Genomic DNA, 11,714 nt, shown 5'->3' on the forward strand with positions numbered 1-11,714 from the left:
TCAGTCCTCGTCGTCGTCGTGGTCGTCGTCCGGTCGGGTGAGGCCGACGGATCCGTCCGCGTGCTGACGGATGGTCGTACCGTCGTCGAGCTCGACCACGGGCCGGCGCTCGAGCCAGGTGAGGGTCCAGCGCCACGAGGACGTGTCGACACCCTGCGCGAGCAACTCCTGCTCCTCAGCGGCGATGGCTGTCCGCACCGGCGTCGGCACGTTCTCCGGTGGCTTGGCGCCGACGGCCCAGCGGGTCCCGAGTTGCATCACGGCTCCAGGTCGTAGGTGACCCAGCTCGTGCGGGTCGCCAGCTTGTCGTACACGGCCTGGGCGCGCTCGTTGTCGGCGGCGGTGATCCACCGGACGACGCTGTGGCCGTCCGCCTTCGCGAGGTCGCGGACGTGCTCGATCAGCGCGGTCCCGACCCCGCCGGTGCGGGCGTCCTCGGCGACGAAGAGGTCGTCGAGGTAGAGCCCGGTCCCGCCGGCGAGGGCACGGGGGAACACGCGATAGTGGGCGAGCCCGACGAGGGCGCCCTGTGCGTCCTCCGCGACGAGCGCGGTCAACGGGTGGGTCGGGTCGCTGAGCCAGCGCCACACGAGGACGGCCTTCTCGTCGGTCAGGGGGTTGCCGTAGAACTCCCCGTAGCCGGAGTACAGCGCGTGCCAGGCGAACAGGTCGCTCTCGACGGCGGGACGGATGGTGACGCTCATGCGCGTGCCTCCTCGGCGTCGGCCGCCGGCGTGAAGACGATGTCGCCGACCGACAGGACGTCGGCGGTGCCGAACTCGAGGGACTCGATGCGTCCGACGGCGCGGAGGTCGTCTGCGACGAGCGCGAGCAGCTCGACCGATGCGGCGGGTCCGGCGATGACCGCGGAGTCCACCGGGGTCTTCTGGGACGCCTTGGCGTCGGTCTTCGCGCGCCGGATGCCCGTGAGCGCCTCGCTCGCGAGCTGCAGCACCTGCGGTTCGCCCGCTGCGAGTCCTGCGAACTCCTCGTCGGTCGGCCAGCTGGCACGGTGCACGGAGCCGTCGTGCGTCCAGGACCAGGCTTCCTCGGCCGCGAACGGGATGAACGGGGCGAACAGGCGGAGCAGGGTCGAGAGCGCGATCCGCAGCGCGGCCACCGCCGAAGCCTGCTCAGGGCTCTCCTCGCCGTAGGCCCGCTCCTTGACGAGCTCGAGGTAGTCGTCGCAGAACGTCCAGAAGAACGCCTCGGTGAGCTCGAGCGCGCGCGCGTGGTCGTAACCGGCCAGCGCACTGCTGGCGTCGGCGACGGTCTTGCGGAGGACGCTCAGCATGGCGAGGTCGACGGCCTCAGTCACCGGGGCGTCTTCACGACCGGTGAACCCGAGGATGAACTTCGAGGCGTTGAGCACCTTGATTGCCAGTCGTCGGCCGATCTTGATCTGCGTCGGGTTCTGCGGGTCGAAGGCGGCGTCGGTTCCGAGACGGCTCGAAGCCGCCCAGTACCGGACGGCGTCCGAACCGTGCTGTTCGAGCATGGCCGCCGGCGTGACGACGTTGCCCTTCGACTTCGACATCTTCTTGCGGTCGGGGTCGACGATGAAGCCGGACACGGAGGCGTGCTCCCACGGCTTCTGGTCGTACTCGAGGACGCTGCGGAGCATGGTGGAGAACAGCCAGGTGCGGATGATGTCCTGACCCTGCGGGCGCAGCGAGTAGGGGAACACGAGGTCCCAGAGCTCGGGGTCGCGCTCCCAGCCGCCGGCGAGCTGCGGGGTGAGGCTCGACGTGGCCCAGGTGTCCATGACGTCGACCTCGCCCATGAACCCGCCGGGCACGCCGCGCTGCGACTCGTCGTAGCCGGGTGCGGCATCGCTGGACGGGTCGACGGGCAGGGTGGCGTGGTCGGGCGCGATCGGCTGGTCGTAGACCGGGTTGCCGTCGGCGTCGAGCGGGTACCAGAGGGGGATCGGCACACCGAAGAAGCGCTGGCGGGAGATCAGCCAGTCGCCGGACAGGCCACCGACCCAGTTCTCGTAGCGCACGCGCATGAAGTCGGGGTGCCACTCGAGCTCCGAGCCGAGTTCGAGGAGGCGGCTGCGGAGCTGTTCGTCGCGGGCGCCGTTGCGGATGTACCACTGGCGGGTCGAGACGATCTCGAGCGGCTTGTCGCCCTTCTCGAAGAACTTCACCGGGTGGGTGATCTGCTTCGGCTCGCCGATCAGGTCGCCCGAGGCGGCGAGGAGGTCGACGACGGTCTGCTTGGCGCTGAAGACGGTCTTCCCGGCGAGCTGCGCGTACGCCTCGAGGCCGGCTTCGGAGGTGATCGCCTCAGGGGCCTCCGAGATGACGCGGCCGTCGAAGCCGAGGATCGCGCGGTTGGGGAGGTCGAGTTCGCGCCACCACACGATGTCGGTGATGTCGCCGAAGGTGCACACCATCGCGATGCCGGCACCCTTGTCGGGCTGGGCGAGGTGGTGGGCGAGCACGGGCACCTCGACGCCGAACACCGGCGTGGTCACGGTCGTGCCGAACAGCGGCTTGAAGCGCTCGTCGTCGGGGTGGGCGACGAGGGCGACGCAGGCGGGGAGGAGCTCCGGCCGTGTGGTCTCGATCTCGATGGTGCCGCCGTCTGGGCGGTGGAAGGAGAGCCGACGGTAGGTGCCCGGCTGCTCCTTGTCCTCGAGCTCCGCCTGGGCGACCGCCGTGCGGAAGGTGATGTCCCAGAGGGTCGGCGCCATGGCCTGGTAGGCCTCACCGCGGTCCAGGTTGCGCAGGAACGCGAGCTGGCTCGCCGTGATCGACTCGTCGCCGATGGTGCGGTAGCTCTGCGTCCAGTCCACGGAGAGGCCGAGCGCACGCCAGACGGCCTCGAACTGCTGCTCGTCCTCGACGGTGAGGCGCTCGCACAGCTCGATGAAGTTGCGACGCGAGATCGGGATCTGGTCGGCGGCCTTGGTGCTCTTGTTGTCGCCACCCTCGAACGGCGGGGTGAAGTCGGCGTCGTAGGGGAGCGTCGGGTCGCACCGGACGCCGTAGTAGTTCTGGACGCGGCGTTCGGTCGGGAGACCGTTGTCGTCCCAGCCCATGGGGTAGAAGACGCGCTTGCCGGTCATCCGCTGGTAGCGGGCGATGACGTCGGTGTGCGTGTAGCTGAAGACGTGACCGATGTGCAGGGAGCCGGATGCGGTCGGCGGCGGGGTGTCGATCGAGTAGATGCACTCACGCGTCGCGCCGTCGCGCTCGAACCGGTATGTCCCCGCGGACTCCCAGGAGGAGCCCCACTTCTGCTCGAGACCTTCGAGGGCCGGCTTGTCCGGGATGCTGGCAGCGGTCATGAGGCGATCTCCTGCTGATATGTGCGGCACCGTGTCTGCGTGCCTGAGTGTGTGGGAACATCCCATGCTATCGCAGGGGAGCGGGAGGACGCCGGACCGCAGGCCGTCATCCTCCGCCGATAGCATCGGACCGTGTCGACCAGAGCCGCCTCCGGCCCCGTGAGAGCCGACCTCCAAGGCCTTCGCGCCGTGGCGGTCTCGCTCGTCGTGGTGTTCCATCTCTGGCCGGGGCTCATGCCGGGCGGGTTCGTCGGCGTCGACGTGTTCTTCGCGATCTCCGGGTTCCTCATCACGGCGCACCTCCTCGCCGAGGTCGAGCGGTCCGGTTCGGTCCGACTCGGGCGGTTCTGGGCGCGGCGCGCACGACGGCTGCTCCCCGCTGCGCTCACCGTCCTCACCGCGACCCTCGTCGCGAGCTGGTACCTCGCACCGCTCGGGGACCTGCCCCGGTTCCTGCGCGAGATCGCGTGGTCGGGCCTGTACATCGAGAACTGGGCGCTCGCCGGATCCGCGGTCGACTACCTCGCGGCGGAGGACGCTCCGTCGCCCGTGCAGCACTTCTGGTCGCTGTCGGTCGAGGAGCAGTTCTACCTCGTCTGGCCGATCCTGGTCCTCGTCGCCGGCTGGCTCGCCGTGCGGTTCGCCCGACGCTCGGCTGCGCCGATGGTACGGCGTCGGGGCGTCGCGATCGCGATCGGACTCGTCTGCATCGCGTCGGCCGCCTGGTCGGTCGTCTTCACCGCGCAGGACCCGTCTCCGGCCTACTTCGCGACGACGACGCGGGCCTGGGAGTTCGCCGCTGGGGGACTGACGGCGATCCTGGTGGCCGAGGGAGCCCGGCGCGGGTGGGCGCTGCGGGTGGGTGCGCGCACGGTCGTCGCCTGGCTCGGGTTCGCCGCGATCGGGGCGGCGGCCGTCTGGTATTCGGGGGAGACGCCCTTCCCGGCGTTGACCGCGGCGCTGCCGGTGGGCGGCACGATCGCCGTGATGGTGGCCTGGGCCCCGGACGTCCGGTGGTCGCCGACCGCGCTGCTCGCCCGGGCGCCGATCCAGTGGCTCGGCGACCGCTCCTACGCGGTCTACCTCTGGCACTGGCCCCTCATCGTGTTCGGCGGGATCGTGCTCGCTCGGTCGGCCACCGTCCCCGAGCAGCTCGTCCTCCTCGTCATCACCGGCGTCCTGGCGGAGGTGACGACGCGGTTCGTGGAGCGCCCGATCCGGTTCGGGCGCATCGCCGGTTGGCGGCCCCGACGGGTCATCGGCGCGACCGCCCTCGCGATGAGCGTCCTGTTGGCCGCCTCGATCGGGGTGCTCCCCGGTGCCGAGGCGCGCATCGCGGCCGAACAGCAGCGCATCGAGACCCTGGTCGCGACCCCGTCGAACTGCCTCGGTGCCGCGGAGCTCGTCGATGCTGCGGCGTGCCCGCGAAGCGGCGGAGCGCCATCGGACGGTACGGACGGTTCTGGTGGCGAGACCTCGCGCGACGGTTCCTCGGCGTCGCCCGGGGACGAGACCCGCGGGGTCGTCATTCCCGACGCGTCGCTCGCCGACCTCCCGCCGGACCGCTGCATCACCGACATCCGGGCTGCAGCGTTCGAGGTCTGCGCCTACGGTGCCAGCGCGGAGCAGGCGACGAGGACGGTGGCGCTCATGGGCGACTCGCACGCCGAGCAGTGGTTGCCGGCGTTCGCGACGGCCGCCGAGGCGAACGGGTGGCGGCTCTTGGTCGCGGCGAAGAGTTCCTGCCCGTTCAGCGACGCCGAGCGCACCGAGCCCGGGACCAGCGCGGCGGTGCTCGCCGAGATGCGCGCCGGGTGCCTGAGCTGGAACCGCGACGCCCTCGAGCTGCTGCAGGACGAACCGGAGATCGACACGCTCGTCGTCTCGGCGCGCGCTCGGAACCCGGTCGTCGCCGAGGGGGACCGCGACTGGCGGGAGGTGGCCGCGGAAGCCTATGCGGAGCGCTGGGCGCTCGTGCCCGCGACGATCGAGCAGATCGTCGTGCTGCGCGACACCCCGACGATGTCGGACGACGTGCTGGAGTGCGTCCGCGACGACGCTGACCCGGAGGACGGGTGCGCCCGGAACCGGAGCGACGCGCTCACGGAGGATCCGCAGTACGAGGCCGCCCTCGCGAGCACCGACCCACGGGTCCGACCCGTCGACCTCTCGGACGCCCTGTGCGCGTCCGATCGGTGCTCGCCGGTGATCGGCGGTGTCCTCGCGTACCGCGACCACCACCACCTGAGCTGGGTGTACGCCGAGACCCTCGCGCCCGTCGTCCAGGCGGTGCTGGATCGGATCCCGACGCCGGAGTCAGACGGCGTCGCGCCCTGACGCCGCACCGGGCGCGATGAGGCGCGGAGCGTCGGCTGCGAGTCGGGCGGTGTAGGGGTGGGCCGGGGCGGTGAACACCTGCTCGGCGTCGCCATGCTCGACCACCCGTCCGTACTGCATCACGGCGACCCGGTCGCTCATGTGCCGGATGACGCCGAGGTCGTGGGAGATCAGCAGGTAGCTCAGGCCGTGGCGTCGCTGCAGCTCGTCGAGGAGGTCCAGGATCCTGGCCTGGACGGTGACGTCGAGCGCGGAGACGGGTTCGTCGAGGATAAGCGTCGACGGTCGACTCGCGAGTGCCCGGGCGATCGCCACGCGTTGCCGCTGCCCGCCGGAGAGCGTCCGCGGGCGCGCGCGAGCCAGCGAGGGATCGAGGCCGACGTCCGCGAGGAGACGGGTGATGTCGCGAGGTGCGGCTTCGCGTCCACGAACGGCGTCGGCGAGGATGGCGTCGACGCGCCAGCGTGGGTCGAACGAGCTCAGCGGATCCTGCGAGACCCAGCCCAGACGGTTCCGTCGTGGACGACGCGCTTGCTCGGGGAGCTCCGACCACGGTTCGCCCTCGAAGAGCACGGCTCCCGACTGCGGCGCCGTGAGGCCGAGTGCGATGCGGGCGAGGGTGGTCTTGCCCGAACCGGACTCGCCGACCACGCCCAGGGTCGTCCCCGGGTCCAGGCGGAGCGAGACGTCGTCGACCGCGAGGATCGCCGAGGCGCCGCGGCCGCGTTCGAAGCTCCGGGTGACGGATCGGAACTCCAGCGCGGGTGCGTCCGATCCGGTCTGCGTCGTCGGGCGGGTGCCCGTCGCCGGCTGTTCGGCCATCGGGGCCGAGTCGACCGCCGGGTCCGCGCTGAGGCGCGTCCCTCGAGCGCGGTCGGTGGGGACCGCGGCGATGAGGGCTCGGGTGTACGGGTGTGTCGGCCTGGTCAGCACCTGCTCGGCCGGCCCCTGCTCGACGACGACACCGTGCTGCATCACGACGAGGTGGTCGGCGATCGACGAGACGACGGCGAGGTCGTGGCTGATCAGGAGGAGGCCCGCGCCGCGCCGCTTGACGTCGTCGAGGAGGCCGATGATGCGAGCTTGGACGGTGACGTCGAGCGCGGTCGTCGGTTCGTCGGCGATGAGGAGGTCGGGGTCCAGTGCGATCGCCGACGCGATGAGCGCGCGCTGGCGGAGCCCGCCGGAGAGTTCACCGGAACGTTGGCCGATGCGGGAAGCCGGGTCGGGCATGCCGACGGATTCGAGGAGTTCGAGCACCCGCCGGGTGCGGGCGGTCCGGTCGAGGTCGGTGCCGAGTCGGAGTGCGTCGTCGATCTCGCGCCCGATCGGTCGCAGGGGGTCGAGCGACACGAGCGCGTCCTGGAGGACGAGTCCGATGCGACGTCCCCGCAGGCGTCGCCAGGCCGATGCTCCGAGTCCGCGGAGATCGGTGCCGTCGAAGTCGAGTCGAGTGGCCGTCACCCGCGCCGATGCGCCGGCGAGGCCCAGGAGCGATCTGGCGGTCACGCTCTTGCCGGAGCCAGACTCGCCGACGATCGCGACGCAGGTGCCGCGCTCGACGTGGAAGGAGACGCCGGAGACGACGGCGTCCCCGCCGCCGAATCCGACCGTCAATGCTTCCACCTGGAGCAGGGGAGTGGAGTCGCTCATCGGCCATCCTCCCGAGATCGACGCTGGAGACCCCGGCCGAGGACCGTGGTGGACAGGGCGGTCGCGACGATCATCAGACCGGGGAACGCCGTGAGCCACCACGCCGTCGCGAGGTAGGTTCGTGCTGCGGCGAGCATGGCGCCCCATTCCGGCGCGGGTGGTTGCGCCCCGAGCCCGAGGTAGCTCAGGGCGGACGCCCAGACGACCGCCTGTCCGATGCCGAGGGTCGCGAGGACGAACAGCGGGGCGACGGCGTTCGGGAGGATGTGTCGGAACAGGATCCGGGCCGGCCCGTGCCCGAGCACTCGCGCGGCCTCGACGAAGTCGGAGGAGCGGACCTGGAGCAGTTGACCGCGGATGAGGCGCGCGTAGCCCGGCGCCGTCGACAGGCCGACCGCGATCGTCGCCGTGACGGGACCGGGCCCCGCGATGACGATCACGAGGAGCGCGAGCAACAGGCCGGGGAACGCGAAGAGCACTTCGAGGACGCGTCCTACGGCGAAGTCCGCGATCCGCCCGCCGACTGCGGCGATCGTCGCGAGGACTGCCCCGAGGATCAGTCCGATGGCCGTCGCGGCGACGCCGATGAGGAGCGAGGTCCCCGCACCGTGTACGACCCGGCTCCAGACGTCGCGGCCGGACTCGTCCGTCCCGAACCAGTGCGAGAGGGAGGGCGGCGAGAACGCGGCCCGCGGGTCGACCGCCGTCGGTGACGCTGTCGCGAACAGCTGGGGGGCGAGCGCACAGCCGAGCAGGAACAGCACCACCACGGCCGCGACGATCTCGGGTGCGCCGAATCCCGATGACCGGCGCCATCCGCGGCGGACCCGGGCGTCGGCGCTTCCGGACGTCGGCGTGATCGCGAGCCCGCTCATGAACCGGACCGCCGGATCCGGTCGCGTGGGTCGAGCAGCTCCGCCGCGAGGTCCGCGAGGAACATGACGACGACGTAGGCCACCGCCGAGCTCAACACCACGCCGGTGACCACCGGGACGTCGCGCACGGTCACCGCCTGGAGCAGCGTCCGTCCGAGACCGGGCCGGGCGAAGATGGTCTCCACCACCACCGCGCCGCTGATGAGGTATCCGAAGGCCCATCCCGACAGGTTCACCGCGGGCACGGCGGCGTGGCGTAGGCCGTGTCTGAGCAGCAGGCCGGTCGTCGACTCACCTCGGGCGGCCGCGGAGACGGCGAACGGTGCGCTCCCCGCGTCGAGCAACGGTTCCCGCATCACCTGGGCCAGGAACCCGGCGACCGGGATGGCCAGGGTCAGCACCGGGAGGATGAGACCGACCGCATCACCCGTGCTCACCGGAGGGAGCCATCCGAGCCAGGTGCTGAAGAGCGTGATGAGGACGGTCGCGAGCCAGAACTGGGGGAGCGACGCCGCCACGAGCTCGACGGCCGATCCGAGGGCCGCGGACACCCGCCCGCCACGGGTCGACCAGACCGCGAGGCCGAGCGCCAGGAGCCAGGCGACGGCGAGCGACGCCGTGGCCAGCACCAGCGTCCCGCCGAGCTGTTCGGCGAGCACCTGGGCCACCGGCGTGCGGAGGGACGCCGACGCGCCCAGATCTCCCTGGACCAGCCGGACCAGTTGCGCCAGGTACTGGACGAGGAGCGGCTGGTCCAGGCCGTACTGCTCGCGCACCCGCGCGAGCGCTTCCGCCGACGCCTGGGAGCCGGGGCCACCGAGATAGGCCTGCGCCGGGTCGCCGGGGATCAGCCGGACGGCGAAGAAGGTGACCGTCGCGACCGCCCAGAGCACGAACACCGCACCGGCCAGACGTGCCCCGATCCGCCCGGCCAGGCGGCGGAGGTCGCGTCCCGAGCGGCCGACGGAGCTCACTCCACGAGCCAGGCGTCCCCGAAGACCGGCGTCGACACCGTCGGCAGCGCGCGGACGCCCTGCAGCGAGGTGCTCAGCAGGAAGTGGTTCTGCTGGTCGTAGAGCGGCAGGATGTAGTAGCCGTCGAGGATGATCTGCTGCGCCTGCTCGTAGAGGAACGCCCGTTCCTCGGGATCGAGGGTGTCGCTCGCCTGCTTCAGGATCTCGTCGAGCGCGGGGTCGTCCAGCTGGGCGTGGTTCGCGAAGTAGCCGCTCGGCGCCGGGACGATGCCCGAGGAGTCGTAGAGCACGCGGAGGACGTCCGGTCCCACCTTCGTGTACGGAGCGCTGACGGCCTCGTAGGCGTTGGAGCCGAGCGCCTCGTACCAGCTCGAGAGGTCGAGCAGCTCGAGCTGCACGTCGAAGCCGGCGTCGCCGGCTCCGGCCTGGATCTGCTCGAAGAGCGACTGCTCGGCCGGGATCGACTGGTTCGTGCTGACGGGGAACCGTACGGTCAGTCGGACGCCGTCCTTCGTCCGCACGCCGTCCTCGTCCTTCTCGGTCCAGCCGGCCTCGTCCAGGAGCGTGTTGGCCGCATCGAGGTCGTAGCCGAACAGGCTCTCGTCGGAGTAGGCGGTCGCCTCCGCACTCGACAGCGGGGAGTAGGAACGCTTCGCCGTGCCGAAGAACAGGGACTCGATGCCGGCGTTCACGTCCGTCGACCGCACGAAGGCCTCTCGCACGCGCTGGTCGTCGAACGGCGCCTGTCCCGCGTTGAGCTCGATGCGGTTCGAGGCACCGGGGCGCGGTGCGTCCAGGTCGACGATCGTCTTCGAGTCCTTCGCCTGCGCGATCGTGTCGGGCTGCGCGTTGTCGATGATGTCGACGTCGCCGCTCTGGAGTGCCGCGAAGCGCGACGCGGAGTCGGGGATGAAGCGCCACGTGATGCCGTCGAGGTACGCCGGCCCGTCGTTCGCGGCGTCGCCCGGTGCCGAGTCGTACGCGTCGTTCCGGACGAGCGAGACGTGGTCCTGCTTCACCCACTCGTCGACGACGAACGGTCCGGTACCGACCGGCGCATCGCAGTTCGCCGCTTCACCGCGGGCGATCCCCGTCGGGGACTCCATCGCCGTCCACGGCTGCGACAACGACTCCAGGAGCGCGCTGTCGGGAGCGGAGAGGATGAACCGGGCCGTCGTGGCGTCGACCGCCTCGACCGACGCGACCTTGCCCACCGCGAGGTAGCCCGTGGACGACTTCGTCGCCGGGTCCTGCAGGTGCTCGATGTTCGCCTTGACCGCCGCCGCGTCGAACGGGGTGCCGTCGGTGAACGTCACGTCCGACCGCAGCGTGAACTCCCAGGTCAGACCGTCCTCCGACGTCGTCCAGGATTCGGCGAGCCACGGGATGATCTCACCCTTCGCGTCTCGGGAGACGAGCGGCTCGAGGAACTGCGCACTCAACAGGGCCTGCGGGTAGTTGCCACCGACGTGCGGATCCAGACACGTGGGCTCGGCGTCCCCGCTGGCGTAGACGAGCGTCCCACCGGCCTTCGGCGTGCTCGACGCGGCCGGCGTCCCCGGTGCACACGCTGCGAGCAGGACCGCGAGCGGAACGAGCGCCGCGGCGATGCGCAACGGACGACGCGAGGATGCAGGGCGTCGACGGGCAGAGGAGGGGGATGCGGGCACAGGGACTCCAGAAGGCGATCGACCGGGTGCTGAGGGCCCGGTGGCGGCGTCGGACGAATTATTGGACGCCGTCTCGGAACCAGCATAGAGCCTCAGCACCACGCCCCGACCCCTCGCACGACGGCTAGGCTCACAGGCGGCGGAAGGAGCCCACATGGCACGACCACCGGCACGGAACGCCGTCGGCAGACCCCGACGATCCTCCCGACGCGTCCTCGAGGAGGCGGCCGCCGAACTCTTCCTCGAACAGGGATACCCCGGCACCACCGTCGACCAGATCGCGAGCCGCGCCGGCGTCAGCCGCAACACCTTCTTCAACTACTTCGGCTCCAAGAGCGACGTCCTCTGGGTCGACGTCGACGCCGCGCTCGCCGGACTCGAACGGGCGCTCGCCGCAGGCGGGGACACCCCTGCAACGGACGTCGCCGACGCGATGCCGTCCCTACAAGCCGCCCTCCTGGGTATCGCCGAGGAGCGCTCGAACGGCGCCGTGCCCTGGGCACTGACACAGATCGAGCTGATGGACACCGCGTGGGAACTGCAGGCGTCCGGTCTCGAACGTCTGCTGCGTCTCCAAGCCGTGCTCCGGGTCTCGCTCGCCCGCCTCGCCGTCCGCGCCGACGAGCTGACGATCCGTTCCGCTGCAGCGGCACTCGCCGGCGCGATCGTCGCCGGCGCCGGGGCCTGGGCGGCCGCAGGTGTCGGCCGGGGCGAGCTCGGCGACTACCTCCGCCGCGCGATCGCTCCGGTGGTGGACGGGTACGCCCGCGCCCTCGCCCGGATCGACGGGCCGAGCTCCTCGTAGCCGACCCTCCTCGCAGCCGCTCCGCAGGCTGTACGATGGGACCATCGACATCGATCCGGCCATCACCGGGGAGTCCTCGGCAGAACAGCGACCGCTCAGCGG

General features: G+C 71.3%; 9 protein-coding genes. 2 read left to right on the forward strand and 7 right to left on the reverse strand.

Annotation, left to right across the window (positions count from 1 at the left end; translation table 11 throughout):
- From IFR14_RS09680 to valS, 3 genes are read right to left on the reverse strand one after another with little or no spacing between them, the layout of a single operon-like run.
- Positions 1-258 carry a hypothetical protein gene (locus tag IFR14_RS09680; RefSeq protein ID WP_191940914.1) on the reverse strand — a complete coding sequence of 86 codons (258 nt, stop codon included), beginning with the start codon at positions 256-258 and terminating at the stop codon, positions 1-3.
- The gene (locus IFR14_RS09685) at positions 258-704 is read right to left on the reverse strand and encodes a GNAT family N-acetyltransferase (protein WP_191940915.1); all 447 of its coding nucleotides are present in this window, start codon (positions 702-704) and stop codon (positions 258-260) included. The genes IFR14_RS09680 and IFR14_RS09685 overlap by 1 nt, the downstream gene beginning before the upstream one ends.
- On the reverse strand, positions 701-3,298 hold the full coding sequence (gene valS, locus IFR14_RS09690; RefSeq protein WP_191940916.1) for a valine--tRNA ligase: 2,598 nt from the start codon (positions 3,296-3,298) through the stop codon (positions 701-703). Before valS ends, IFR14_RS09685 begins: the two co-directional genes overlap by 4 nt.
- 132 nt (positions 3,299-3,430) lie before the next feature.
- Between valS and IFR14_RS21385 the strand changes: the two genes are divergently transcribed.
- Entirely contained in the window at positions 3,431-5,635 is a 2,205-nt protein-coding gene (locus tag IFR14_RS21385; RefSeq protein WP_191940917.1) for an SGNH hydrolase domain-containing protein, read from the forward strand.
- Here the strand turns inward: IFR14_RS21385 and IFR14_RS09700 are convergent.
- The 4 genes from IFR14_RS09700 to IFR14_RS09715 are packed head-to-tail and all read right to left on the reverse strand — an operon-like array spanning position 5,615 to position 10,753.
- Positions 5,615-7,288: a dipeptide ABC transporter ATP-binding protein gene (locus tag IFR14_RS09700; protein WP_191940918.1), complete on the reverse strand. Its 1,674-nt coding sequence runs from the start codon at positions 7,286-7,288 to the stop codon at positions 5,615-5,617. The two genes, IFR14_RS21385 and IFR14_RS09700, sit on opposite strands and share 21 nt — an antisense overlap.
- Positions 7,285-8,163, reverse strand: a complete 879-nt coding sequence (locus IFR14_RS09705) for an ABC transporter permease (RefSeq protein ID WP_191940919.1) — start codon at positions 8,161-8,163, stop codon at positions 7,285-7,287. The genes IFR14_RS09700 and IFR14_RS09705 overlap by 4 nt, the downstream gene beginning before the upstream one ends.
- Entirely contained in the window at positions 8,160-9,137 is a 978-nt protein-coding gene (locus tag IFR14_RS09710; protein WP_191940920.1) for an ABC transporter permease subunit, read from the reverse strand. The genes IFR14_RS09705 and IFR14_RS09710 overlap by 4 nt, the downstream gene beginning before the upstream one ends.
- The gene (locus IFR14_RS09715) at positions 9,134-10,753 is read right to left on the reverse strand and encodes an ABC transporter substrate-binding protein (RefSeq protein ID WP_228501548.1); all 1,620 of its coding nucleotides are present in this window, start codon (positions 10,751-10,753) and stop codon (positions 9,134-9,136) included. The genes IFR14_RS09710 and IFR14_RS09715 overlap by 4 nt, the downstream gene beginning before the upstream one ends.
- Positions 10,754-10,961: 208 nt before the next feature.
- Here IFR14_RS09715 and IFR14_RS09720 point away from each other — a divergent pair, with 208 nt between their 5' ends.
- A complete protein-coding gene (locus IFR14_RS09720) occupies positions 10,962-11,612 on the forward strand; it encodes a TetR/AcrR family transcriptional regulator (RefSeq protein WP_191940922.1) in 651 nt (216 codons plus the stop codon).
- The last annotated feature ends 102 nt before the right edge of the window (positions 11,613-11,714 follow it).

Origin of the sequence: Plantibacter sp. CFBP 8775 (assembly GCF_014839505.1) — a bacterium.
Taxonomy (GTDB): Bacteria; Actinomycetota; Actinomycetes; order Actinomycetales; family Microbacteriaceae; genus Plantibacter; species Plantibacter auratus.